Origin of the sequence: Pseudomonas putida, from assembly GCF_028682475.1 — a bacterium.
In the GTDB taxonomy this organism is placed as follows: Bacteria; Pseudomonadota; Gammaproteobacteria; order Pseudomonadales; family Pseudomonadaceae; genus Aquipseudomonas; species Aquipseudomonas putida_AG.
The window spans coordinates 83,195-108,846 of the sequence record NZ_JANHLE010000001.1 but is presented as its reverse complement, the minus strand read 5'-3'; the positions used below and the strand labels follow the sequence as shown (position 1 = coordinate 108,846).

General features: G+C 61.6%; 15 protein-coding genes, 1 tRNA gene and 1 pseudogene. 7 read left to right on the top strand and 10 right to left on the bottom strand.

Annotated features, from left to right (window positions below; all coding sequences use genetic code 11):
* Positions 1-15: 15 nt before the first annotated feature.
* The 10 genes from NPS47_RS00450 to NPS47_RS00405 form a co-directional block, all read right to left on the bottom strand.
* Positions 16-1,131 (bottom strand): polysaccharide lyase, encoded by a 1,116-nt coding sequence (locus NPS47_RS00450; RefSeq protein ID WP_274293171.1) that lies wholly within the window; start codon positions 1,129-1,131, stop codon positions 16-18.
* The gene (locus NPS47_RS00445) at positions 1,122-2,516 is read right to left on the bottom strand and encodes an alginate O-acetyltransferase AlgX-related protein (RefSeq protein WP_274293170.1); all 1,395 of its coding nucleotides are present in this window, start codon (positions 2,514-2,516) and stop codon (positions 1,122-1,124) included. Before NPS47_RS00445 ends, NPS47_RS00450 begins: the two co-directional genes overlap by 10 nt.
* A gap of 8 nt (positions 2,517-2,524) precedes the next feature.
* Positions 2,525-3,169 carry an alginate O-acetyltransferase AlgF gene (locus NPS47_RS00440; protein WP_274293169.1) on the bottom strand — a complete coding sequence of 215 codons (645 nt, stop codon included), beginning with the start codon at positions 3,167-3,169 and terminating at the stop codon, positions 2,525-2,527.
* Positions 3,170-3,188: 19 nt separating this feature from the next.
* Entirely contained in the window at positions 3,189-4,283 is a 1,095-nt protein-coding gene (locus NPS47_RS00435) for an alginate O-acetyltransferase (RefSeq protein ID WP_274293168.1), read from the bottom strand.
* Between the two features lie 9 nt (positions 4,284-4,292).
* The gene (locus NPS47_RS00430) at positions 4,293-5,720 is read right to left on the bottom strand and encodes an MBOAT family O-acyltransferase (protein ID WP_038612292.1); all 1,428 of its coding nucleotides are present in this window, start codon (positions 5,718-5,720) and stop codon (positions 4,293-4,295) included.
* Between the two features lie 14 nt (positions 5,721-5,734).
* Positions 5,735-7,192, bottom strand: a complete 1,458-nt coding sequence (locus tag NPS47_RS00425; RefSeq protein WP_274293167.1) for an alginate export family protein — start codon at positions 7,190-7,192, stop codon at positions 5,735-5,737.
* Positions 7,189-8,640 carry a tetratricopeptide repeat protein gene (locus NPS47_RS00420; RefSeq protein ID WP_274293166.1) on the bottom strand — a complete coding sequence of 484 codons (1,452 nt, stop codon included), beginning with the start codon at positions 8,638-8,640 and terminating at the stop codon, positions 7,189-7,191. Before NPS47_RS00420 ends, NPS47_RS00425 begins: the two co-directional genes overlap by 4 nt.
* 20 nt (positions 8,641-8,660) lie before the next feature.
* Positions 8,661-9,824: a PilZ domain-containing protein gene (locus NPS47_RS00415; protein WP_274293165.1), complete on the bottom strand. Its 1,164-nt coding sequence runs from the start codon at positions 9,822-9,824 to the stop codon at positions 8,661-8,663.
* A gap of 15 nt (positions 9,825-9,839) precedes the next feature.
* Positions 9,840-11,363 carry a glycosyltransferase gene (locus tag NPS47_RS00410; RefSeq protein WP_274293164.1) on the bottom strand — a complete coding sequence of 508 codons (1,524 nt, stop codon included), beginning with the start codon at positions 11,361-11,363 and terminating at the stop codon, positions 9,840-9,842.
* Positions 11,364-11,519: 156 nt separating this feature from the next.
* Positions 11,520-12,827 (bottom strand): nucleotide sugar dehydrogenase, encoded by a 1,308-nt coding sequence (locus NPS47_RS00405; RefSeq protein ID WP_274293163.1) that lies wholly within the window; start codon positions 12,825-12,827, stop codon positions 11,520-11,522.
* A 652-nt stretch (positions 12,828-13,479) separates the two neighbouring features.
* Between NPS47_RS00405 and NPS47_RS00400 the strand changes: the two genes are divergently transcribed.
* The 7 genes and pseudogenes from NPS47_RS00400 (at position 13,480) to NPS47_RS00370 (ending at position 25,548) form a co-directional block, all read left to right on the top strand.
* Positions 13,480-13,887, top strand: a complete 408-nt coding sequence (locus NPS47_RS00400) for a helix-turn-helix domain-containing protein (protein ID WP_274293162.1) — start codon at positions 13,480-13,482, stop codon at positions 13,885-13,887.
* Between the two features lie 78 nt (positions 13,888-13,965).
* On the top strand, positions 13,966-14,604 hold the full coding sequence (gene gacA / locus NPS47_RS00395) for a response regulator transcription factor GacA (RefSeq protein WP_274293161.1): 639 nt from the start codon (positions 13,966-13,968) through the stop codon (positions 14,602-14,604).
* Between the two features lie 4 nt (positions 14,605-14,608).
* On the top strand, positions 14,609-16,432 hold the full coding sequence (gene uvrC, locus NPS47_RS00390) for an excinuclease ABC subunit UvrC (protein WP_274293459.1): 1,824 nt from the start codon (positions 14,609-14,611) through the stop codon (positions 16,430-16,432).
* Positions 16,433-16,464: 32 nt separating this feature from the next.
* Positions 16,465-17,025 (top strand): CDP-diacylglycerol--glycerol-3-phosphate 3-phosphatidyltransferase, encoded by a 561-nt coding sequence (pgsA, locus tag NPS47_RS00385; RefSeq protein WP_274293160.1) that lies wholly within the window; start codon positions 16,465-16,467, stop codon positions 17,023-17,025.
* Between the two features lie 62 nt (positions 17,026-17,087).
* A tRNA-Gly gene (locus tag NPS47_RS00380) sits at positions 17,088-17,163 on the top strand.
* A gap of 228 nt (positions 17,164-17,391) precedes the next feature.
* Positions 17,392-17,499, top strand: a pseudogene (locus NPS47_RS00375) (Arm DNA-binding domain-containing protein); the annotation flags it as partial.
* A gap of 315 nt (positions 17,500-17,814) precedes the next feature.
* Entirely contained in the window at positions 17,815-25,548 is a 7,734-nt protein-coding gene (locus tag NPS47_RS00370) for an RHS repeat-associated core domain-containing protein (RefSeq protein ID WP_274293159.1), read from the top strand.
* Positions 25,549-25,652: the final 104 nt, after the last annotated feature.

Genomic DNA, 25,652 nt, shown 5'->3' with positions numbered 1-25,652 from the left:
CGATTCGTCCTTGGGTTACGGCAGTTTGGGGTACAGCGGCTTGAGCGGGCCGCCAATCTGGCTGTAGTTGTCGACGTCGCCGTCTTCGCTGTCGTACAGCTGGCGCGCCAGGCGATGCTCTGGCGCGCGCTGCAGGAAGGGGATCAGCCAGGCCAGCTTGTAAGGCGCCACGGCGATCTGCGATTGGCCCTTGAGTTCGGGCAGGTCGTCGGCATCGAGGATGCTGCGTGCGGCGAAATTACCCAGCAGTTCCAAGGTCTGCTGGTCTTGCGCGCTCCAGGGCAGTCCATTGACCCGCGCCGACTCGGCCAGCAACACCAGTGGCACCAGCGCGTACTGGCTATAAGTGGCGGCCAGCTTGCCGCGGGCGACTTCCAGCGGCAGGTAGGCATAGCTGCCGTCGCTGGCTTTGACCGCCTGTTGCAGGCCAAGGCGCAGGTTGCCGTCGGCCCACTGGATGAAGTCGTCACGCTCGATCAGCATGCCGGTCGCCGCCACCGCCCAGGCCGCCCAGTAGTCATGGTTGTTGAACCAGGCAAAACCCTGGGCCCTGCGCGGCTGGTATTCGGCAATGATCCGTTCGCCCAACTGCGTGAACCACTCGCGTTGTTGCGCCGACAGTTGCAGCTTGCCGTCGCTGGCCGCCTGGGTCATCAACAAGGTCGAGGCCATGGCGGCGACCGCCCACTTGCGTGCGGCCATACCGGTGCTGCTGGCGTCCGGGTTGAGCAGCGCCCGGGCTTCGGCCCAGTGCTGCAGCCATTGGTCCTGGCAGGCCAGGGCCATGTTCGCCTGCTGCGGCGTTTTCGCCCGCTGAAAGCGCTTGCTGGCATAGATCAGGCCGCCGATGAACTGCTTGACCTGCTTGCCGATCTTTTCGCTGTTGGCATCGGGACGGCTGCGCAGGGTCGATTTGCTGGCATCGCGCTGGTCGTACTTGCTCTGTATCTGCAAGCTGCCGGTGTAGGGCGCTGGTGGCTCCTTGCTGCAGTGCAGGGTGCGGTAGTCGGCGATCATCGCCGACTGCGCGGTGGCCCGTGGCGGCCAGATCGAACTGGCGGCCAGGCTGTGGCCCAGTTGCAGGCTGGCGCACAGGCCCAGCGCCAGTGCACTCCAGGTTTTCACAGGCATAGTCGGGTTTCCACCTGGGTGGCGGCGCTGCCGGGTTTGGTCGGCTCCATGAACACCGAGAGCAGATTGGCCCCGGCAAATTCCTTGGCACGGCTCAGTTCCAGGTAGTACTGGCCACCCGTCACCACCGCCTCGCGGCGGAACCAGACCTTGTCGCGCGCACCGTTGTCGTAATAGACGATCACGTAGAAATCCTTGACGTTCTTGTCGCCGATACGGATATCGAGAAAACCACCGTTCACCGTCTTGCGCGCTTCGCCTGCGTTACTGAGCAGCTCGATGCGTTCGTTGACCTTCAGCGCCGGACGCTGCAAGCGGTTGGCCATGACCTCGGTGGACACCGGGCAGCCGCCTTTGATCGCCGGTATCAACTGGCGGTACATCAGCTCGGATTCCAGCTGGTAGTTGGCCGGCAGCTCCCAGATGATCAGCTTGGGTGGCGCCTTGGGCTTGTAGTTTTCCGACAGCAGGTATTCGAGCAGAGAACCGTCCTGGCCGACGCCGGGCAGGGCGTAGTTGAGGATGTCGACGTCAAGGTACTGCTTGAGGTAGCCGTCGAAGTTGAACTGCTTGCTCTCGTCTTCGCGGGCGGCGGCGTTACTGTCGCCGACCAGAATCACCTGCGGGTCCGGTGCGTCGTCGAACAAGGCCTCGGCGCCCTGGTCCTGCGGGATGGTCTGGTAGCCGCGCACGTACTGAAAGCCGTAGTTGTTGCCACAGATGTAACTCAGGGCCAGGTTCAGGGTGCCGTCCTTGGGCACCATCACCCCGGGCTCGGTGCGGTACTGCTTCTTGTCCAGGGAGGCATAGAACGGTTGGCGGCGCACTTCCTCGGCCACCAGGCGGGCGGTGGCCTCGGCACCGCTCGGCGTCCAGTGGTGATCGCGGCGAAAGAAGAACTCGCCCTCGGGCGGGTTCTGCACCAGCTGCATCATCGGTGCGACGATGGCGCCACCGTTGCGCAGTTGCTGCAGGTAGCTGCTCAGGTTGCCGCTGGCGCGGGCGAAGTCGAAGCCATGCAGTTTGTCGGCGTACAGCTTGTCGCGGTGCATCAGGCCGCGGGTCGGCTGGATGGCCATGGCCACCTGGATACCCTGACGATGGAAGGTGTCCATCAGGCGCGCGAACTCCGGGCGCATGGGCGCCGGAATGCCGAAGTCGTTGGTCAGGTCGACGGCCGAGCGAAACAGCCAGCGATCCTTGCCCGGAACGATTTCGCGCATCAGCTTCATGCGGCCTTCGGCGTAATGCTGGGGATTGCTCAGGCCCGGGCACATCAGGCATTCCAGGCCCTTGCAGGTGGTCTGGGTGGTGTCGGCTGCAGTGCCGTGCGCGCTGAACAGCGCGCCGGCAACGGCCAGGCCAAGGGCGAAAAGGCTTTTCATGGCGCCGCTCACTCGCTCGGGTCGATGCTGTTGGCCAGGCTCATGCTGCGATAGCCGGCGCCCTGAGGCAGCAGCACGTAGCTGTAGGAGCGGCCTTTCTTGAGGAACAGTTCGTCGAACTGGGCGATTTTCTGTTGATCGTCGAAAGCGGCGAAACCGATCTTGATTTCGTTGACCATGCGGCTGCCGGTCTGGTCTTTGCCCAGGGTATCGACCACCACGCTCTTGCCATCAACGGTTTTCAGTGAAGCCTTGGCCGGGGTCAGGTTGTAGAAAGCGATCTGCGCTTTTTTCGGCTCGTTGACGTACTTGTCGGCGATCAGCGTCAGGCTGTTGCCGTCATAGACCACGGTGCTCGCGGCATTGGCCTTGAGCTGCGGTTCGATAGCCTTGGCGCCGACGGCGATCTTGTGGCTACCGGCCGGGGTGAAACGGTAGCCGCTGAGCTGGCCGGCGGCGACCCGCTGCGGGTTGACCTTGCCACTCAAAGTCACGTCGATGTTGCTGTCTGACAGGTTGAGCACCCGCACAAAGGCGGAGTCGGCCGGGGCCACGGCGTCGTACAGGTCGGCATTGCCTTCGGCGGCAATACCCTGGGTGCTGACCAGCAGCAGGGTACTGGCGGTGAGCAGGCACTTGAGCGAACGATTCATGGTGATCTCCTTGAAAATGTCAGAAATGCTGGGTCTGGCCGGGACGGCTCAGGGAGCCCAAGCGGTGGGCGAGCAGGGTGCGCAGCGGGAACTCCCAGATCACCGTATCGATCTGCGGGTTCTTGAGGTCGTCACTGGCGAGGAACTGGTTCATCGCTTCGAATGGGCCGCGAGCTTCCACCGCGACACTGAGCAGGTCGCGGTTGAGTGCTTCTTTGAGAAAACCGGTGAAGTTCCAGTCGTCGATCTTGCTGTAGCTGGTGCCGACCAGCAGCAGGCTCTGCTGCTCGTCGGCGAACAGCGCGTCAGTGTTCTGTTCGGCCTTGAGGGTTTCGTACAGGGCGATCTGGCTGGGGCCATACTGCGGGGCCAACTGGGCGTGGTTGAACTGGATGTAGTTCATCAGGTCGCCCTTGACGGTTTTCTCGGCAACCTTGTGCGACACATAGCGTTCATCACCGACCAGGTCCGGGCGCTGGCGTGCCAGTTCATAGGCGGTCAGGCGTGCGCCTTCCGGGCTCCAGTGGGTGTCGGATTTGAGAAACAGCGCGGGGCCGGCGCTGTTGTAGAGGAAGGCCGAACGCACCGGCGTGACCTCGGTTTTCTGCGCCTGCAGGCCGGCAACGAAGCGGTCGTACAGGCTGATCGCCCGTGGGTCGACAGCGCGTTCGGCATATGTGCCATAGACATCCACTTTCATCGGCAGCGGCAGCAGGACCAGGCGTTTGTTGTGTGCCTTGAGCTTTTGTTCGACCTCGGCGATCTGCGCCAGCTGGCCCTCGAGGTTGGCTTGCAGGTTGTTCGGTACGCGGTATTCCTGGTTGGTGTAAAGCCAGCCGTCCTTGCCCAGCACCACGCCTTTGGTGCCTTCATCGAACAAGCGGTACTGGGCGTTGGCCCACAGTTCAACCGAGGGTTCGCGCAGGAAGAAGCGCTTGTCGTAGACCTGCTCGAACTTGCGCAGCAACTTGCCATCGACGAACAGGTTCCAGGCATCGCTCTGGCTTTTCGCGAAGCTGAACACCGGCGGCAGGGAATAGACGAACATCCCTGCCAGCACTACGCCAAAGAGAATGCCGTTGACCTTGCTCGCCGAATTCATGACCGGGTACATGGCCGTCTCCTAGAACTGGAAGTACAGAAAGGGTGAGAAGGAGTTCGCCGCCAGGCTGCTCAGCGCCAGGGCGAAACCGGCCCACAGCAGCACGGCCTTGAGACCGCCGACATGACGCATGAAGTACTGCTCCTTGTTGCCGGCGTAGTAGCGCACGTTGTTGCTGCCAGCCAGGACCAGCCAGCATAGGGCGACGGCGGCGAACGACATGGCCATCTTCGAGGCGCCAAGCACATACAGGTCCAGCGAACCCAGGCCGTTGAAACCGAACAGCGCCTGGTAGATGTCCAGGCTGTGGCGCAGGTCGTTGGTGAAGAACAGCGGCATGCTCAGGATGATCAGCACGAAGGTGCGCAGGTTGCGGCCCAGGTGGTAAGGCGTGGTGATTTTGGTCGCCAGGTTGTATTTGCGCTCGATGACCATCCCCAGGCCAAAGAACAGGCCCCAGAAAATGAAGGCGAAGCTGGCGCCGTGCCACAGCCCCGACAGCAGCATGGTGTAGACCAGCGCCGGCAGCGCCCCGGCCACCCGTTTGCGCACCAGCGGCATGTACACGTAATCGCGCAGGAAATGCGCCAGGGTCATGTGCCAGCGTGCCCAGAACTCGGTGATGCTCTGCGAGACGTAGGGCTGGTTGAAGTTTTCCGGAAAGCGGAAGCCCATCATCAGCGCCAGGCCCAGGGCCATATGGCTGTAACCGGCGAAGTCGAAGTACAGCTGCAGGGTCGAGACCACCAGGCCGAACCAGGCGTCGCTGAGCTGCAGGGTGCCTTCGCTGATGAACAGCACGTTGATCGGCGCCAGCTGGTCGGCGATCAGCACCTTCATGATGAAGCCGAGCATGAAACGACACACACCCAGGGAAAACAGCTCCAGGGAGTGAGTGCGCTGGCGCAGCTGAGGCGCCAGCTGGCTGTAACGCAGGATCGGGCCGGCGACCAGGTGCGGGAACAGCGCGACGAAGGCGGCGAAGTCGATGAAGTTGTTGGTCGGCGTCGCGTCCTTGCGGTAGATGTCGACGATGTAGCTCAGGGCATGGAACACATAGAAGGAAATGCCCAGCGGCAGGAAGATGGTCTCCAGGCTCCAGGTGTTGATACCCAGCGGCGCGAGCAGGGCGGCGAGCACTTCGGCGCCGAAGTTGGCGTATTTGAAGTAGCCCAGGGTCGACAGGTTGCCGACGATACCGATCCACAGCAGGCGCAGGGCCCAGCGCTTGTCGCCGGCATCCAGACGCGCCTTGATGCGCAGGCCGAACCAGTAGTTCCAGTAGGTGATGGCGACGAACAGCAGCAAGAAGTCCGGGCGCCACCAGGCATAGAAGATGTAGCTGGCGGCAACGATCACGGTCGAGCGCCACTGCGGCCGGGCGAGGAAGTACACGGCCAGGAACAACGGCAGGTAGAGGAACAAAAACACGTTGGAGGCGAAGATCATCGAAGGGTCCGTCCTTAGTAGCTGATCACCACGCCGACACTCAGCTGGTAGTCGTCACCGCTGTCCAGGGCGTTGCCAGCATTGAGGTAGCTGGCGCTGACCAGGGCGTTGACGTCCAGGTGCTTGCCGTCGATGGCCACGGGAAACATCTTCCAGTAGTAATTGAGGTCGTACATTTGCCCGACATCCTTGCCGCCGCCGTGGTTGCCCTGGGCGATGGCGCGGTTGCGTTCGCTGCGCTGGTCGCCGTCGATGCGCACCGGCAGGGTGCCGTCGGCGTCGCGCAGCTTCAGCTCGGTCACCCGCAGGTCGAGGGCACTGCGTGGGGTCGGATTGGTTTCCAGGCTGATGCCGTAGTAACTCAGGTTGCGCAGGTCGAGGCTGACGAAGGAGCTGGCCAGGCGCGTGCTGTAGCTGCCCTGGCGGGTGATGCGGTCGGACTGGATGGCATTGAGGCGAAAGCCGTCGTTGTCGTTGCTCGGCTTGTCGGTCAGGCCACCGCGCAGGGCTACCCGTGGTGTCCACGGCAGGTCGTGAAAGCGCTTACCGATTTCGCCCAGCGCTGCCCAGCCGCTGGCATGGTTGCCGGTGCTGGTGGTGCCGTTGCCATCGGTGTTGTCGACCTTGCCATCGAGGCCGGCCAGTTCCAGGTGGTAGTCACTGAACAGCGGGCTGACATCCAGGTCGTCGGCCTTGAAGAACAGCCCGTAGCGCATGCCCTTGAAGTCGTAGCGATCCTCCGGGTCGTGGCCGCTGTGGTCGTTCTCGTGCATCAGGCGCACACCGGCCCAGTTGCGTTCGCTCCAGCGGTAGGCGTACTCGCCCATCAGGTAGGTGGTGCGTTCTTCACTGTCGGCCAGGCTGTTGACGTCGCTGTTGTAGTTGTAGAACTTCTGCCCCACGGCAAAAAAGCCACGCGAGAAGGTGTCGTTGTAGTTGAAGCGCAGCGACTCCAGGCTGTCGTCCCACCAGATGCCGTAGTCATCGAAGTAGCGCTGGCGACCGACCGACAGCGAGAAGCGCGGGTCATCGCCGAGCAGGTTGCGTTTGACATACAGCTCACGCAGTTCGGCGTACCAGCCTTCAGGCTGTTCGCGGTCGAAGCTGTTGCTGTTTTCGTTCTGCGTGCTGATCGACTGGCTGGAGTCGTAGTTCAGCCACAGGCGGCCATAGACCATCCACTTGGCCCAGCGCTTTTCCGGCGAGTACCAGGCAAAGGACGGCTCGTAGCGCAGGCTGTAGAACATCTCGCGGCTGCGGCCGACTTCGGAGTTTTCCGGGCCGTAGCCGGTCTGCACGGTCAGCTTGTTGAAGAACTCCGAGGTGATCACCGGCACACTACCGTCGCTGGGCAACACCCGCACCGGTTCGTTGCTGTCTGCTTCGGGGCCGGTGACTTCTTCGGCGGCCATGGCCGGGTACAGCGGTGTCAGGGCCAGCAGGGCACCGAACAGGGAGTGATGCGCTTTCACAGGGTTGCCTCCTTCAACAGATCGGCGCGCGCCGCCAGGGCGCGCTCGATGTCATCCTTTTTCAGGGTCTTTTCCAGGCGTTTGATCAGGCTGCGGGCGCCACTTTCGCCCAGCTCGAGCGCCACCTGGGCATAGGTGTAGGCTTTGACCGGGTCATGGCAGATGGCCCGGCCGTAGGCGTGCAGGGTGGCCATGCGGTACCAGGCGGTAGTCGAACCGGCCTGGGCCTGGGCCTGGAAAATCTGCAGCGCCTTGTCCTGGTCCGGCTCGTCTGCCACGCCTTTGCTGTAGTAATCGGCCAGCAGCAACTGGGCGTCGGGGTAGTGGCTGGCGATCAATTCATCGATCAGCGCGCGGGCTTTTTGCGGGTCCAGGGTCAGCCAGTTGTTGACCATGTAGAACGAGGCTTGCAGGGCCTTGGCGCGGGTCGGCTCATGGGCTTGCACCTGGTTGATCAGGGCCTGGGTCTCTTCAGCGTTATGCGCGGTGGGGTCGGAGATCATGTAACTGGCCTTGGACGCTATCGCCGGTACATAGCCGCGCTCGACAGCATTGTCGCGCCAGCGCAGGGCCTCGCCGCGGGCCAGCTCCAGTTCTTCTGTGCGGGCTTTTTCCCGCGCCAGTTGCGCGGCGTCAGGTTGCACCTGGACAGTGCCCATGGCCCGTACCTGACGCGCCTGGCGGTCGCTTTCCAGGTCGGCCCGCTGCACGCTGTTGATGCTGTCGAGCAGCGAACCGATGCGGTGCACGATATCGACTGCCAGGGTCGGGCGCTGGGCTTCAAGGCTGCGGGCAAAGGCCGGGAAGGCGCGGTCCTGGTCGTCGCCGAGGAAGCGGTAGTAGCGATCGACGGCGCGCACATCCACGCGCACCGCTTGCTGGTACCAGTGCTCAGCCGACTGCCGGTCACCCTGGCGCTCAGCCAGGACCGCACGGTACAGCTCGGGGCGGCAGTTGAGCAGGCACGATTGCTGGTACAGCGCCAGCAGTTGCTGCGCCTGATCGGTGGAGACCAGTTGCGGGTAGACCAGATACACCTCAAGGGTGGTGCTGGCGTTGCGCGGGTCGAGGGTTGCCGGGTAGCGCGTCAAGGCCTGGGCTACCCAATCGCGCTGACCCTGTTGCAGGCTCGGGGTGCGATCAAGCAGACGCGCCAGCGACGCCAATGCCGGAATCTGCCCGCGGCCGTCAGCGAATGCTTCCTTGTACAGGCCAAGCACTTCCTGACGGCTGGCGCCGTCGGTGTTGGCCAGCACGTCACCGAGCAGCAGCTTGGAGGCCAGGTCGCCCCGTTCGGACAGCAAGCGCAGATCGCCACTGACATTGGCACTGGGGTCCTTGTACAGCGCATAGCGGATCTGCTCCAGGCTCTGGCCGGCCGATACGGCGCCGGCACAGGCTACGCACAGGCTTGCCAGCAGCAGACGGGAGGGCATCATCGCGTTCATCGCCAATCCTTCCTTTGCGTTCAACGCGATGCCGTGAACGGCAGGCCGAGGAACAGGTCGACCGCCACTGGCTTCTGATAGGCCTGGCGTGGCAACGGGGTGTCCGGGGCGATGGTCAGGGCCAGGTTCTTGTTGGCTTCATCGACGCGCGAGTCGACCACCTTGCCGCTGAAGTGCTCGTCCAGGCCGAACACTTTCAGGTTCACCGAGGTGACCCGGGAGATATCGGCCAGCTTGTCGAAGGGCACGTTGGCGGTGACGAACAGGCCCTCATCGCGCGGCAGCAAATGCATCAGCGGCGCCTGTTTGTAGCCAAAGCCATCCAGGGGTTTGTTGGGGAAATAGACTTCGCAGTCGCACGGACTGTTGATCACCGTCTCGATGCTGGCGCGCCCGAGCAGGGTCTGCAAATCGCCTGGCGACAGATCGGCCAGCGCTTTCATGTCCGCCGGGCTGGTGAAGCTGGTGGCCAGCTGGGTGGAGATATTGGCCACAGGCTGACCGGCTTTGACCTCGGTCTGGCCGGGCTGCAGGAGGAACTTCACATAACCGTTGTCGGGCATGCTGATGACCTGGGCATTGGCCGAGACCTGGGCCTGCACCGCCGGAATGCGGAAGAACAACAGGTAGCTTTTGTAGGCCACAAAGCCCAGGGCGGCGAGGCCGGCCGCGGCGTAGAGCAGGGTGCCGGTCACGGCCCGGAGGCGATCGCTGCTGCTGCGTGCGCTGGCGTGCTGTTGCTTGCGTTCCTTGATGTAGTTCTCGCGCTGCATCACGTTGAACAGGCCGTTGATGTCGGCAATCTCGCCCGACAGGTAGGCGCTGATGATGTAGCGCAGGATGTCGCGTTTCTGTGCATCGAGGTCGACGAACTGGGCACCGACTTCCTCGCCACGCTGGGAGACGATGCGCACCTTGCCGTCCAGGCTCAGGTCGACCTGGTTCAGGCGCAGGCGGATCGAGGCGTTGTACAGGCTGCCGATGGTCAGCGGCTGGTTGTGACGCAGGCCGATACCGCCCAGGGAGATGTCCTGCAGGCTGGTTTCCACGGTCGGCTGGCCGGCCGCTGTCAGGGTGACGCTGGCATTGATCCGGGTACGCACGTACTGGCGTTCGTCGATCGCTTCATGGACGACATTGGCTGCGGCTTTAGCGGGAACTGTAGGTGTACTTGAGCTACTCATGGCAGGCGCCTTTCCTTAACGTTGCGTGAGTTCGAGAAGAACCGAGATGACTCCGAAGAAAATCGCGATGGAGGAAAACAGCATCGCTTTGGAGGACCAGCGGTTCAGGGCGGCATCGAAGTTGACGCTGCCGTTGCTTAATGTGGTTTTCTGCCGGGTCCAGCGCTGCTGGTCCATGTGGAACAGCGCGTAGATCTTCATCACCGAGCCGACAATCTGGTTGTAATAAAGAACAAAGGGGTACACCGGGCTCACCGGGTGGCCGGCGAACAGGAACAGCACGGTGACGATGCTGCGCGACAGCAGCACCCAGAACAGGTACACCAGCAGGTACTGGATGCCGAACACCAGGCCGGCGACCACCGAAGCGGTCAGGCCCATCAGGCAGGTCCACATCGACACCCGCTGATCGAGCAGCACGTACAGGGTGAACAGGCCCAGGCGCGCACGACCGAGCAGGGCGGTGGCGCGAAAGTTCTGCCGTAGCGAGTTGCCGTACCAGCGGAACATCAGTTGGCGGGTGGCGCGCCAGAAGCTGTTGTCAGGTGGATGCTCGACGGTCAGGGTGTTGCTGTCGGGCACATAGAAGGTGTCCCAGCCGGCACGCATCAGGCTCAACCACGAGGACTTGTCGTCACCGGTGAGAAACTGGAAACGGCCCAGACGCCAGTGCTCGAGAAAGTCGGCTTCGACGTCACGAATGAAGTCCGGGTTGGTCATGACGCTGGCGCGAAAGAACGACAGCCGTCCGGTCAGGGTCAGCACCCGGTGCGACAGGGCCATGGAACACATGTTGATGTGCCGCTGTACAAAGCGCATCGAGTGCCACTGGCGCATCAGGTTGCTGCCTTCGACCTCGCAGAACTCGTTGGTGGTCAGGCCGCCGACCTTGGGCAGGTAGGCGAACAGTTTGACCGCGCGCTCGACGCAACCGGGCAGCATCATGGTGTCGCCATCGACCACACCGACCACCGAATCCTCCAGCGGCATCTGTCGCGACAGGGCGCGGAAGGCGTGGGCCAGGCCATCACGCTTGCCGGTGCCACGGGCGCGAACGATCACCAGCTTGATGTCGTCGCGGTCCCTGACCTCGTTGCGCATGATCTGCTTGATGAACTGCTCATCGCCTTTCTCGACGATCGAGGCAATCACCGTGCATGGCACCTTGAGCCGTTGCACCTCCTGGAACACCGACTGGTAGACCTTGAAGGTGGTGTGGGTGGGGATGCGAAAACTGGTCACCACCATGAACATGTGCGCGGGCAGCGCCGCATCACCCATGCGCTCGACCGCCTTGCGGATACGCGGGAACTTCCAGTGCAGGAAGTACATGCCGCGCAGGTAGTGGACGATGGCATTGCCATAGCGCCACATGCCCAGGGTGCCGATGATGAAGATGAAGCTGTGGTGGCTCGGGTCCAGATACGCCGGGGCGATCATCTCCGAGGCCAGGGCGATCAGGCCGAACAGGCAGGCCCAGGCGCATAAGCTCATGGCTGCCCGCTGTGCGCCCGAAGGCGGTTGTTGCTGTCGTTCCATCAAACCGTTGCTCCGTTGTACAGGCGCCTGGGCCTGAGCGAAACGCGCACTTGCCGGGCCCGGCCACGGTGCGGCAGGCAGACAAAGGCAGGTGTTCAGTTCGTTCAGGCGCAGGCCTGGGATGCTTGCCGGGTGCTCGCTACGGAGCTTCAGGCGTTACCAGCAGATACCCTGTTGGCTGCTGTTGCTGCCATGGGGCATGAAGCCGACCAGGTCGATCACCTGTTTGCCATCGGCGACATCCAGGGCCTGGGCGAAGCGGTCGTCGTTGTTGCCCAGGACAATCACGTCGGCGCCGTTGATCACCTGGCTGAGGTCGCTGCAGAGCAGGGACGACACGTGCGGGATCTTCGACTCGATGTACTCGCGGTTGGCGCCGAAAACCCGCGCGTACTCGACGTTGGCGTCGTAGATGCTCAGCTCGTAGCCTTTGCCGATCAGCATCTCGGCCAGTTCCACCAACGGGCTCTCGCGCAGGTCGTCGGTGCCGGACTTGAAACTCAGGCCGAGCAGACCGATGCGGCGTTTGTCCTGGCGGACAATCAGCTCGAAGGCATTGCGCACCTGATTGCGGTTGCTGTCCATGATCGAGGCCAGCAGCGGGTGCTCAACGTCCAGCTGCCCGGCACGGTAGGTGAGGGCGCGCACGTCCTTGGGCAGGCACGAGCCACCGAAGGCGAACCCTGGGCGCAGGTAGTAGCGCGACAGGTTGAGCTTGTAGTCCTGGCAGACCACATCCATCACCTCGCGGCCATCGACACCGGAGGCCTTGGCAATGTTGCCGATTTCGTTGGCAAAGCTGACCTTGGTCGCATGCCAGACGTTGCAGGTGTACTTGATCATTTCGGCGACTTCGATCGACTTGCGGATCACCGGTGCATCAAGGCCCTTGTACAGCGACTCGAGGAGGTCGCCAGAGTGTTGGTCCAGCTCGCCGATCACGGTCATGGCCGGGAAGTCATAGTCCTGGATCGCCGTGCTTTCGCGCAGGAACTCGGGGTTCACGGCAACCCCGAAGTCGACCCCGGCGCGTTTGCCCGAGGCCTTCTCAAGCAACGGGATGACCACATTCTTTGCCGTGCCTGGCAGAACCGTGCTGCGCACCACAATGGTATGGCGGCTGCCTTTGTCGCGCAGGGCCATGCCGATTTCGCGGCACACCGCTTCCATGTAGACCAGGTCCAGGTCGCCGTTTTTCTTGCTCGGTGTACCGACGCACAGCAGCGACATCTCGGTCGCCAGGACGGCGGCCTGAACATCAGTGGTGCCGCGCAGGCGGCCCTGGTTCACGCCATCGAGCAGCAGTTGCTCAAGCCCAGGCTCGACGATCGGCGATTTGCCCTGGTTGATCATGTCGACTTTGTCCTGAGAGATGTCGACTCCCAACACCTGGTGGCCGCGGGCAGACAAGCAGCCGGCACATACAGCACCCACATAACCCAGTCCAAAAATACTGATGTTCATAGTTCCCTCTTCCGGGTTCAGCAAGGCTGACTCGGTTACTCAGTTAATCGGTGATGTCGACGAGGCGAGCACGCATAAACGTATCGCGCGCTGAACAGGCGATGGCCGTGTTGTTCGTTGTCTTATTTCTATCCTAAGGGGGAAATTTTTAGTTACGCAAGCAATCTGTTGTCGTTAATTCAAAACTATTTGATATTTGTTTGTTAAGTTTAAAAAACTGTTAAAAATCAATAGCTTAAACTTGCCAATAAGTTGCGTGTCAAAAATCAGTCTCGCCTTGATTGCCAGTATAATGGCGTCAATAAAATGTATTTTCTGGGGTTTTCGACGGTGTTCTGGCGGGTTTGTTGCCGGTTTTTTCTGTTGTTATTACGTTTTTTACGGGTTCGATTTGTGTTCTTTAATTGTAGTTGGCTAGTTGTAATTAGCACTAAAGTGCCATCCTTTTGTGGTTGAAAATTTCCTCGCCGATAGTTGGTTGTCAGACCTGCCGTGCCCGGAGAAGACCCTGTGCCGACAACTACAGGCAGGCGCTGCATCAGCTGGCTTGTGCAGTGTTGGTGTTCCTGTGCATAGTGCTGTGCAACTGGCCTATCCTGTAGGTCTTGCGTGGTTGCCCGCTCTGGGTGATGCATCAAGGACATGAAGTGCAATGAACGGAATCGGTGCCCGTCTACGGGAAGAAAGGGAGCGTCTGGGCCTGACCCAGCGGGTGTTCGGTGACATTGGCGGGGTCGAGCCCAATGCCCAGGGTAAATACGAGAGTGGCGAGCGAACGCCCAAGGCCGATTACCTGGCCGCGCTGACAGCGCGTGGCGTCGATGCCTTGTATGTGTTGAGTGGTACGCGTACGCCTGCGCTGCAGGGCAGTCTGAGCCCGGAGGAGGAAGGCATGCTGGCGGCTTTTCGCGGCTTGCCTGCGGCCGACCAGGCCGCCACCCTGCAATTGCTCGGCAGTCTTGCCAATGCGCTGCCAAGGGCGTGTGCGAAGGTTTCCGGGCGCGACTCGGGTGTTTTTGGCCGTGCGGCGGGCAAGCGTGAAATAGCAGCGATGCGATGACGTGTTCCGTTAGCTCTAGCGCCTGGTTTTTTGCTAAGGTGGCGGGATCCAATTGCCGCCGCAGTGTGAGGTGTCTGCTTGATTAGGGTCCTGGTGGTCGATGACCACGATCTGGTACGTACGGGCATCACCCGCATGCTGGCCGATATCGACGGTTTGCAGGTGGTGGGCGAGGCCGACTCTGGCGAGGCATCGTTGAAGGTCGCGCGTGAGCTCAAACCCGACGTGGTCCTGATGGATGTGAAGATGCCCGGGATCGGTGGCCTTGAGGCCACGCGCAAGCTGCTGCGCAGCCATCCAGATGTGAAAGTGGTGGCAGTGACCGCCTGTGAGGAAGACCCGTTCCCCACGCGCCTGCTGCAGGCAGGCGCCGCTGGCTACCTGACCAAAGGTGCAGGCCTGGATGGAATGGTCCAGGCCATTCGCCTGGTGTTTGGCGGCCAGCGCTACATCAGTCCGCAGATCGCCCAGCAACTGGCACTCAAGTCGTTCCAGCCGCAAGGTTCGCCGTTCGATGCGCTGTCGGAGCGGGAAATCCAGATCGCGCTGATGATCGTCGGTTGCCAGAAGGTGCAGATCATCTCCGACAAGCTGTGCCTGTCACCGAAAACGGTCAATACTTACCGTTACCGGATCTTCGAAAAACTCTCGGTCACCAGCGACGTCGAGCTGACGCTGCTGGCGGTCCGCCATGGCATGGTTGACGCCAGTCTCTGAACTCATGACCTCTGTGTTCGATTCAAGTGCTTTCCTGGCGACCTGCAGCGGTCGCCCGGGTGTTTACCGGATGTTCGACGGTGAAGCCCGGCTGCTGTATGTCGGCAAGGCGAAGAACCTCAAGAAGCGCCTGGCCAGCTATTTCCGCAAGACCGGCCTGGCGCCGAAAACGGCTGCCCTGGTGGCGCGCATCGCCCAGGTCGAAACCACCATCACCGCCAACGAGACCGAAGCGCTGCTGCTTGAGCAGACTTTGATCAAGGAATGGCGGCCGCCCTACAACATCCTGCTGCGCGACGATAAGTCCTACCCTTATGTGTTCCTCTCCGACGGGGCATTCCCGCGGCTGGGGATTCATCGCGGGGCGAAGAAACAGAAGGGCAAGTATTTCGGGCCGTATCCCAGCGCCGGGGCCATTCGCGAAAGCCTGAGCCTGCTGCAAAAAACCTTCTTCGTCCGTCAATGCGAAGACAGCTATTACAGCAACCGCACCCGGCCGTGCCTGCAATACCAGATCAAGCGTTGCAAGGCGCCTTGTGTCGGCCTGGTCGAACCTGAGGAATATGCCGTTGATGTACGGCACTCGGTGATGTTCCTCGAAGGCCGCAGTCATCAACTGACCAATGAGCTGAATGCCGAGATGGAGCAGGCAGCCATGGCCCTGGAATTCGAGAAGGCCGCCGAGCTGCGCGACCAGATCGCCTTGCTGCGCCGGGTGCAGGATCAGCAGAGCATGGAAGGCGGCAGTGGCGATGTCGATGTGGTTGCCGCGTTCACCAACCCGGGTGGTGCCTGCGTGCACCTGATCAGCGTGCGCGGTGGGCGGGTGCTGGGCAGCAAGAATTTCTTCCCGCAGGTCGGGATCGAAGAGGAGGTGGCCGAAGTGATGGCCGCGTTCCTTTCCCAGTACTACATCGGCAACGCCGAGCGCGACTTGCCGGGCGAGCTGATCGTCAACGTGGTGCACGAAGACTTCGCTGCGATCACCGCGGCCATTGAGGCCCTGCGCGGGCGCGAACTGAGCATCAGCCACCGCGTGCGCGGCACCCGGGCACGCTGGCAGCAACTGGCGGTGACCAACGCCGAGCAGGCATTGAGTGCACGCCTGGCCAACCGCCAACACATGGCGTCACGGTTCGAAGCCCTGGCCCAGGTCCTGGCCCTGGATGAAACCCCGCAACGCCTGGAGTGCTACGACATCAGCCACTCCAGTGGTGAGGCGACGGTCGCCTCCTGCGTGGTGTTCGGCCCGGAAGGCCCGTTGAAGTCCGACTACCGGCGCTTCAACATTGAAGGCGTTACCCCCGGCGATGACTACGCCGCCATGCACCAGGCCCTGACCCGACGCTTCGGGCGGATCAAGGACGGCGAGGGCAAGCTGCCGGATGTCTTGCTGGTGGACGGCGGCAAAGGCCAGTTGAACATGGCCCGCGAAGTGCTCCAGGAACTGGCCGTTCCCGACCTGATCCTGCTCGGTGTGGCCAAGGGTGTTACGCGCAAGGCCGGTTTCGAAACCCTTTACCTCAACGACGCCGCTCACGAGTTCACCCTCAAGGGCGACTCGCCGGCGCTGCACCTGATCCAGCAGATCCGTGACGAAGCACATCGTTTTGCCATCACCGGCCACCGCGCCCGACGTGGCAAGGCCCGGCGTACCTCCAGTCTGGAAGACGTGGCAGGCGTGGGACCAAAACGCCGTCGTGACCTGCTCAAACACTTCGGTGGATTGCAGGAGCTGACCCGCGCCAGCATCGAAGAAATCGCCAAAGCACCGGGAATCAGTAAAAAGCTTGCCGAGTCGATTTATGCCAACCTGCATAGCGAGTAGAATGCACGCTCACTTTGCAGCCAGTTGTGCCGATGAATATCCCAAATCTACTTACCGTTCTTCGCGTCCTGCTCATTCCGATCTTCATTCTGCTGTTTTATGTTCCGTATCACTGGAGCTATATCGCAGCGAGCAGCGTCTTCGCCATTGCGGCGGCCACTGACTGGCTTGACGGCTACTTGGCCCGTCGCCTGCAGCAGAGCACGCCCTTTGGCGCCTTCCTCGACCCGGTAGCCGACAAGCTGATGGTTGCCGTGGCCCTGGTGCTGCTGGTGCAGGTGCATGCGAACTTCTGGCTGACCTTGCCGGCGGCGGTGATCATCGGCCGCGAGATCGTGGTGTCGGCGCTGCGCGAGTGGATGGCCGAACTGGGGGCGAGGGCGCAGGTGGCCGTATCGAACCTGGGCAAGTGGAAAACCGCGGCACAGATGCTGGCGCTGGTGATCCTGCTGGCCAACCCGCCGGTGCTGACTTTCTGGGTGATCCTCGGCTACGCCTTGCTGATGATTTCTGCCGGCCTGACCCTGTGGTCGATGGTGCACTACCTGCGCGCCGCCTGGCCGCACCTGCGCGAAGGTTCGGAACAAAAATAAAGCTTTTTTGAATCAAGGGCTTGACGGCGATTCATGATCCTATAGAATGGCCGTCACCAAATGCGGGAATAGCTCAGTTGGTAGAGCACGACCTTGCCAAGGTCGGGGTCGCGAGTTCGAGTCTCGTTTCCCGCTCCAGATATCGGTCTACAGAGTTTCATGGAATTCTGTAGGTCACTGAAAAAAAGACGCTTAGGCGTCTTTTTTCGTTTCAGTCAGATCCATCAGGATCCGTGGGCATCCGGGCCTTTCTAGTCCAGACATCAGTCCATGAAATCCGGGCACCCAAGGTGCCGGTTTGTTGCTGGAGAGGAGCGTTGAGCGTCACGAGCATCTAGCCCTGAATTCATGTTCAGGCGCTCGTACATGGCACTCTCGGATGCAACGGTTCGCCAGGCCAAGGCCACTGGTAAAGACTACACCCTCGGCGATAGCGATGGCCTGTCACTCGGCGTGACAGCGGCTGGCGGCAAGAGGGCCGGCGCAACCAGGATATTCCCCCTTACACCGTGCCCTTGTCCGAGCAGGCTAAAGACATCGTCCGGCAGTTGCTGCTGCAGGCGTGGGCGGCACAGTACCTGAGCGGGAAGGTCAAGGCGCTGGCCGAGGTTGTGCCCCACGTTATGGCCAATGGGGGCTGCGCAGCCACTGTGAATCAAACGCCCTAGCATTTTTGCCAGTTGTGCGTTTTTCGCCAGCCGTATGAGATAGGCCATCGAATGGACCCTGACGCTTTTGTTTGCTGTTTGGCGCCGGTTCCGCCTCGCTGACCAGTCAAGGAGACTCGCCATGGCCACTGCAAACGCTGCCTCCACCGCCACCTCTGCCCTGAAGCACATCCCGTCTACCCCCGTCCCCTTCAAAATCACCACCCAGCCCGACGGCCACTTGCCGGATATGGACGGCTTCGAGCTGCAGCGTCTGGGTTCGCTGGAAAGGGGCTGGCACAGCGTCTGTCCGATTCGCGCGGGGCGTGACCTGGTCGAAGGCGAGGTGATCAGTGCCTGCCTGGTCCGCGAGCGCGACGGCGAGATGGTGCGTGTCGACTACACGGCCACCCAAGGCGTACTCAAGGCCGACCAATGGCCGCAAGCCTTCGCCCAGTACATCGTCGAAGCCGGCAAGGGACTCAGCGCTGGTGGCTGGAACGACCAGGGTGCGCTCACCTGCGAGGGGGCGGTGCAACTGCGCCTGTGGTGCCGCAACCCCTACCGTGCCTTCAGTACTGCGCCGTTTGCCAACAACCTGGTGCAGGCGCTGGCCTGCGATGACGAGTACGTTTTGGCGAGCGGGCAGAGCCTGTGCCTGCAGGTACGCGACCTCACCACCCAGCACTTGTACGAACAGCATGTTTTCACCCTGGGCAGCGGCCAGACAGGCAAGGCCTGGTCCGAAGCGCTGTGCACGCAGCTCAACCGGGACAGCCAGCTGTTGCGCGCCGGTGTGCTGGACGCCAAGGCCGGCACCGTGACGCCTGCGGCCAAGGGCAATGCGTTCTGGGTGGCGCAATGCGCCGGGTTGAGCGTGACCCTGGCCGAGGTGGACTGGTGGCCGGCTCAGGTGGTGCAAGGCGCGCAGGCGCTGACGGCCGGGCAGGCCGTGCAGGCCTGGGCCTACGATGCTTACTCACATCGCCTGCTGGACAGCTTCAGCTGGACCCCGACAGCGGCCCAATGCGCAGCGGGCAAATGGCTGGGCGCCTGGGCAACGGCGCTCAATGCCTCCTCCTTGGGCAGCTGGTTGCTCGCCAGCGCGGCGCGACCGGCGCCCGCCGCGACGGGGGTGGCTAATGCCACACAACTGACCCTGTGGCAACGCGGCGAGGGCGTGCGCCTGTTCACCTCGCTAGCGGCGGGAGATAACTGGGTGGCCGGGCCACGCCTGGACTCGGTCTGGGGCAGCGTGAACGACGCGGTGCTGGTGACGGTGCGCCATCCGTACAGTCAGCAGTTGCTGGGGCATGAAGTGTTTCGGCCCACAGGGCTGACCGACCAGAGCGCCTGGGAAGCGGCGTTGGCTGCGGCCGTGGCTGGCAAGAACTGGCCAGAGCTGCTGGCTGGCCGTGAAGGCGCTGACGGCAGCCTCGACCGCGCGGGGCAAGGGCAGGGTACCTGGCGCTTGTGGCAGCCACGCTTTGCCGGGCTGTTGCTCGAACTGCAGAACCTTGGCGACAGCAGCCAGTGGACGGCTGGTCAGATGGGCAAGTACCTGCTGGCTACCGACGCGTTGTCGGGCAGTGCATCGACTGTGAGTTTGAGGTATGGGTCCAGCGTCGAGGCGTCTACCCGTTCCTATCGTGAGGGCTCGGCATTGCTGTACATCAACAGCTCCGGCAATGAACTGGTCTTTCGTCTCAGCGATCAAGCGCGGGCTAAAGGTTATCGGGTGGCGGACTGCTATCGGGAAACCGACAAAAATTACATCTCGGTATTCGCTGAAAGCGACATCGCGGTGAAAGCGTTCAGTAGCGACACGGTTATCTGGGGCAAGGGGAGTAAGAAGTCTGCCTTCAAGTTGGAGCTGGACTACCCGGATGCTTGCCGAGATGCCCAAGAACTGACGCTCGGCCATGTGGGTTATCTGGACGACCACTACCTGTGGCAAAACGTGACCGAAGTCAAATTCACCCCGCCCGCCGCCCGCGAGGCCTACAAACCCAGCAGCCCGTTGTGCGAAGACTACGGCAACACCATGGGCTCGGAAGTGTTCGACGCCGGCGGCGCCAGTGAAACCGGGGTCGAGCCGCGCACCGGGCTGTTTCATGCCCACTATCCGGTGGCGACGCTGCAAGGCCTCGGCGGGCGTGGCCCGGTCTGCGAGCTGACCCTGCACTACTCGGCCTTGCGCGGCAACGAGGCCGGGCTGGGTGATGGCTGGGCCTGGCGCTTCGCCAGCCTGGAAACCCGCGATCGGCGGCTGACGCTGGCGGACGGCATGACCATCACCTTTACCGATAAGGAGTGGGAAAAGCTGGCCAAGGGCACCCGCTTGACCAAGAAGGCTGTCTACATCAGCAGCAACCCGCAACGCAGCGTCTTCACCCTCGACCTGCCCAGTGGGCGCCAGGAGGTCCTCAGCGAGCCCGCCGCGCCAGGCAGTGATACGGCCGAGCATAATGATGAGTTCCGCAAGGAAATTATCCGCTTGCTCAAAGCGATCAAGGCCAAATCCACCCCTGTGTTTCCAAGCACGCCATCCCATTGGACCCAGTGGGCGTTGGCGATCCTCTGTCCGGCGGGTTACTCCGGCGCTGCTAATGCCGACTACGCTGAGGCATTAGCAAAGTGGCGTGATAAAACCAAGGAACTGGACGCGCGCATTGCGTATTACCAAAGGCCCTCATTGCAGTTGCTGCCGTCAACTATCGTCTCGCCTTATGGTGAAACGTTGGCCTTGAGCTGGCAGCGCAAGGCGGGGCAGTTTTTGTTGCGCCAGGTCAAGAGTGGTGAGGTTGAACTGTTTAACGCCAGTTACACGGACGTTAAGGTGGAAATGAATGTCTGGCCCACCAGCGACCTGGAAAAATCCCGGGTCACCCTGACCCTACAAGATCATCTGCTCAGGACCCTCAAACGTACGCAAGGCGAAGAACCTGCGCTAAACCTGCTGCAGCAGGTCGACTGTGACTATGAAGATGACCCGACCCTTGATCGAGTGCTTTACCGCTTGCAGGAGTTCGATGGCTCGGTGGAGCGGGTGGACTATGAGGCGAAGGCGGTGACGTTCAAGGATGGGCGGCCGGCGTTGCCCAGGGTGACTCGCCATGTATTGATACCGGGGGGCGGGGCGGAGAATGTGGTGACTGAATTTAGCTATGCGGGGAGTTATGCTGAGGAAGGTACTTCATTTGAAATTGTTTCGAAAATTCAGAAAGTGCATGAGTTTAAACAGTACGGAAAAAATGGCGATATGCTGGTCGGCATCCGATCAGCTGGGGAATGTGTTGAGTTTAATTGTCAGGGAGGCAGTAAATCAAACGGCGAGGTTGTGAGTTGTACCATGAGTCTGAGGGCGGCTCATGAAGTTTTTAGGGGTGTGTCAGGGTATTCCCAATTTAAGCCTAGTCAGAAGCTTGAGGCGAAATTGACTGCTCCCTTTGCTTGGACTACTACAGCTTGGGCCGAGGTTGAGGCTAAGGCTAAGGCCAGAGCTGAGGCTTGGGCTGAGGTCAGAGCTGAGGCTTGGGCTGAGGTCAGGGCTGAGGACACGGCTGAGGACAGTACTTGGACTTGGACTTGGACTTGGGCTGAGGCTGAGGCTGAGGCTTGGGTTGAGGCTGCGGCTAAAGTTAAGTTTGGGGCTGAGGCTTGGTCTTGGGCTGCACATGCTGATAGGGATTTTCTCACTGTGGCTATGTTCGTTAGCTCGGTGAAGGAAATAGTTGATCTGAAGTGGGATCGTATCAGTTCTAGCAAAGAGAGTATTGCACTGCTTGTTTCAGTGTTGAGTGCCGAGTGCTACCTGCAGCGGCTGGATGAGCGTGAAGAAAGCAAGCTATTCGCCGTGTTAAATGGATTGGATGTGGCTAAGCGGGTGAGTGTTGAAAAAATGCAGTTCGCGGTGGCTACTTATCAATTGTTGAGGGCCGTAGGACGCACTCTTTACGTGGCTGAAAATCCATCATGGGGTAAAGGAGAAATTCACGCGGTTGCTGAGGTTCTCCGTGGTGGTGAGTTCATGGATGCCAACCTGGCCAAGGTCCTGGGCCCATTAACCGATGATGCTGCTGTTTCAGGTCGCTTCAGTGTGCTCAAACAACAGATCGAATACAGCGCGGATCACACAGTCCGGAAAATGACAACGCCTGACAATAACACCAGTTACCGCTGCTATTACCCCGCCACATTAAGCGACCCCAACACCAACACCAACCCCATCACGCCCAGTGATCTGGTCGAAAAATTCACAGGCTTCCCTGACTTGTCCTGCCCCGCTGTCCCTCAAGATGTAACTCCCCCCCTCATGGCCGAGTACCAGTGCGATGCCCACGGCAACCCGCTGGGCTTGACGCTCTACGGCTACCGGTTGGTCACCCGCAATGCCCGCCAACTGCTGGAAGCGACCAGCATCGTGACGCTGGAGGGTGTCAAGGCCACGCTGACCGGCGACCGTCTCGACGCGAAGGACGAGAAGGGCGCGATGAAAGTGGTTTGGACGGCGCAACCAGGCGATATTCTCTGGCGGGTGCGCAGCACTTCGAGCAGTGAGCCGGGCCCTAAGACCCCTAATGAAGGCAATGTACGGGTCTGGTCCATCACCGATGAGCAGACCACCGTACTGGGCGACCAACGCTTGACCATGACCACCGAACAGACGTTCGAGGACAACCCAACCGCTGCTGGCCTGAAGGTCACCACGCGTGCCAAAACCGTAGCAGGTACCCAGGAAGTCAGCCGCGAGACCCGCTCACGCTTCAGCCGCCGCTGCCTGAGTAAAACCACCGACGGCGTGCAAACCGAGTTTGAACACGACGGCCTGGGCCGGGTGAGCAAACAACAACGCTATCGCTTCAAGGCCAATGGCGACCGTGCAACCAGCCCGGAAAGCGTCGTGATTACAAGCTACGCCATCGAGCAAGGCAGCCTGCGCGCTTTGACCACCTTCCCCAATGGCAGCCAGCAACGCGACTGGCTCGACGGCCTGCAGCGGCTGGTGCGCAGCGACTGGCGGCGCGCGGCCACAGACGCCTTCATTCCCCTCAGCCGCAAGGACCTGCGCGGCGCCGGCGATGACGACGGGGTGGTGGATCAGCAGTGGGATTACCTGCCCGGTGGCCAGGCGCTTTGCGAGCCCTTGCAAGAGGTGGAAATGCCCGGGCGACTGGCCTGGAGCCGCGACCTGTTGGACGCCGCTGGCACGGTCGAGCAAGGCCTTGGGGTACAGACGCTGCTACGCAGCACCAGCACCCTCGAAACCCTCGCCAATGGCCACCTGACGCGCAGCGAAACCCTGTGCAGCACCGCCGGCATCGCCCGGGCCTGCGTCGTCCGTGAGTTCGACGCCAACGGTCGCTTGATCGAGCTCACACAAACAGTCGATGGCACGGCGCGCAAGCACCTGCTGACGCGGGACGGCCTTGGCCGTGTGACCCGCCAGACCCGCCCGGACGGTAGCGTCGTGCAGCGCACCTACCACGAGATGAGCACCCATGTCACCGAGTTGAAGGTGTTCAAGGACAGCAAGGCCGCTACTGCTGGCCAGGTCGTCGCAACCCAGACAGTCAAAGACATTTCCACCCTGAGCACACGCAAGGTCGGCACCCGCGAGTATAAGTTCCAGGGCGATAACGTGACCCTCCCGGACAATACCCAATTGACCCTGGCCGAAACGAGCAACGGAGGCGACTACCAGGCGGGCCCGCTGAACCTGTCCAGCGTCAGCCGCAGCGGCTCGATCACCACCCTGGCCAGTGGCAGCGGTGCTGCGCAGGGCAGCGACCTCAAAGTCGGCCGCTGGCAACACAGCCTGACCGCCAGCTTGCTGCCGGGTCAGCAACAGCTTGACGAAACCACGCCGCGCAGAACCAGCAGTGGCTGCATCTGGCAATCGCTGCGCGGCCTGACGGTGGCCACGTTGCGGGCTGACGGGCACTGGCAGCGGGTGTTCTCAGACCATCAGGGTCGCCCGTTGCGCAGCTGGCATGACCATGAGGACGTATTGCACCGCCATGACGATCATGGCCGCCTGGTGGAGCGCCAGGTACACGCCAAGCGCTCGGGCGCGCAGTGGCAGGTGACCAGCGAACACGATGTGTTCGGCCAGGCAACCCTGCGCACCTTCAGCCACAACGGCCAGGCAGTGTTCGCCCAACAGCTGGAGTGGCGTGGTGACGGCCAATTGCTCGCCAAACACAGCCTGGAGGCCGGTAAGCTGGTGCGCAGTGAACGCTTTGCCTATGACGCTCTGGACCGTTTGATTGACTACACCTGCGATGCCCAAGACAGCAAGTACCGCCCGTGCGATGAGCAGGGCAAGCCGGTCAAGGCGCAGTCTTTCACCTGGGATGCACTGAGCAACCTGCAAACGTGTGTCACCACCTACAGTGACGACAAAAAACGCACCCAGGCGTTTACCTACGATGCCAGCAACCCTACACGGCTGAAGGCCGTCAGCACCGATAAACAGGCTGTGGAGGTGACACACAACGCGAACGGCTATCTGACAGAGGATGGCAAGACCCGCAAGCTCACCTACAATGCCGGTGGGCAGCTGACCCAGGTCAGCGACGCCGCCAACAACGTGCAGGCGAGTTACGCCTACGATGGCTACCAGCGCCTGGCCGCCCAATACGTGGCCAAAAACCAGGCAACCTGCGAGCTGCGCTACGCCGGGGACACATTGATCGGCGAAGACTGGTTCGCTGCCGATGGCGGGTTAAGCCGCCAACGCAGCATCAACCCGGGGCTGGCCGAGTATGAAGACAACAACGTCAACTGGCTGATCGATGACCCGCAATGCGGCGTCGCCGGTTACTACAGCAACGCGACGCTGCAGCTGACACCGTTGCTGCCATTCGGTGAGGGCAAGGTCACGACCGCCATCAGCTCAGGCTACAACGGCATGCGCCGCGATCCGGTGACTGGCAGCTATCATGCCGGCAATGGTTACCGCTGCTATGACCCGTGCCTGTATCGTCACGCCCAGCCAGATTGGTTGAGCCCGTTCGGCGAGGGCGGCATTAACGACTACGTGCATTGCCCGGACCCTGTGAACCTGCACGACCCGAGTGGTGCGATCATGGTCAGCCGCTGGGGCCAATCGCAGATGCTGGCTAGCCTTCAGCGAAGCCTGCGCGATACCCAGCCCTTCCCGGTGGGCGATCGCTGGCGGCGCATTGGCACCGCCGTCATAATTACGGTGGTTGGTGTCGCGGCCTCGATCCTGACCGGCGGCACGGCATCGATGTTCGTATTTGCCGCACTGACCGCGCTGAGTGTCGTGTCGCTGGGGCTGGAGGTTGCCTCGATTCTGCTGGAGGACAGCAACCCTGAGCTTTCGAAGAAACTGTCGACTGCCGCAACGGTGGTGGGGGTGTTGTCCATCGGCAACTTTGCCAGCGCCTTCAAGCAAGCCGCTACGGTACTGCGCACCGCGGCCACGGTGGCAGCGCGCATGGCCAGAAATGCCCTGCGCTTCGCGTGGAAAACGCTCCTGGTATGGGGCAGCAGCGGGTTTGTGCGAACAGGTCGTTTTCTGCGTAACGCCTACAAGGCCGCCAAAGCCTCTCGGGCGAGCGCGAAAGCCCTGGCTGCGGCTAAACAGGCCAAGGTGACGGACGTTCTGGGCGAGCTGACAACACCGAAATTCGCCATCGTTGAGAATGACGCGCTGCAACAAATGTTGACAGGAGAGAAATTCCGATTACTGACCGGCTGGAAGGCCAGGGTGCATTTTGTGAACAATGCGGTCAAGGAGTTGCCAGCGTCCGCGAAGTGGGCTGCAGAGGCGACTGATTCAGCAGTTGCTTTGTACGTCGCCGATGGGGGCGCTAAGCGCACCGGATTAGGGATTTTACCGGCTTAGAGTTGGTACGGAGCCTAGTTGATGCAGTGCCCGGCACTTTCAAACTATCACTTTTGCCAGGTGTTGAAGCGTTCCCGTGTGCGTAACCTTGCTGAACGCACTTA

Coding starts and splice junctions, on each gene's coding strand:
- NPS47_RS00450 (WP_274293171.1), bottom strand. CDS start 1,131: ATGCCTGTGAAAACCTGGAGTGCACTGGCGCTGGGCCTGTGCGCCAGC.
- NPS47_RS00445 (WP_274293170.1), bottom strand. CDS start 2,516: ATGAAAAGCCTTTTCGCCCTTGGCCTGGCCGTTGCCGGCGCGCTGTTC.
- NPS47_RS00440 (WP_274293169.1), bottom strand. CDS start 3,169: ATGAATCGTTCGCTCAAGTGCCTGCTCACCGCCAGTACCCTGCTGCTG.
- NPS47_RS00435 (WP_274293168.1), bottom strand. CDS start 4,283: ATGTACCCGGTCATGAATTCGGCGAGCAAGGTCAACGGCATTCTCTTT.
- NPS47_RS00430 (WP_038612292.1), bottom strand. CDS start 5,720: ATGATCTTCGCCTCCAACGTGTTTTTGTTCCTCTACCTGCCGTTGTTC.
- NPS47_RS00420 (WP_274293166.1), bottom strand. CDS start 8,640: ATGAACGCGATGATGCCCTCCCGTCTGCTGCTGGCAAGCCTGTGCGTA.
- NPS47_RS00415 (WP_274293165.1), bottom strand. CDS start 9,824: ATGAGTAGCTCAAGTACACCTACAGTTCCCGCTAAAGCCGCAGCCAAT.
- NPS47_RS00410 (WP_274293164.1), bottom strand. CDS start 11,363: ATGGAACGACAGCAACAACCGCCTTCGGGCGCACAGCGGGCAGCCATG.
- NPS47_RS00405 (WP_274293163.1), bottom strand. CDS start 12,827: ATGAACATCAGTATTTTTGGACTGGGTTATGTGGGTGCTGTATGTGCC.
- NPS47_RS00400 (WP_274293162.1), top strand. CDS start 13,480: ATGAACGGAATCGGTGCCCGTCTACGGGAAGAAAGGGAGCGTCTGGGC.
- uvrC (WP_274293459.1), top strand. CDS start 14,609: ATGACCTCTGTGTTCGATTCAAGTGCTTTCCTGGCGACCTGCAGCGGT.
- pgsA (WP_274293160.1), top strand. CDS start 16,465: ATGAATATCCCAAATCTACTTACCGTTCTTCGCGTCCTGCTCATTCCG.
- NPS47_RS00370 (WP_274293159.1), top strand. CDS start 17,815: ATGGCCACTGCAAACGCTGCCTCCACCGCCACCTCTGCCCTGAAGCAC.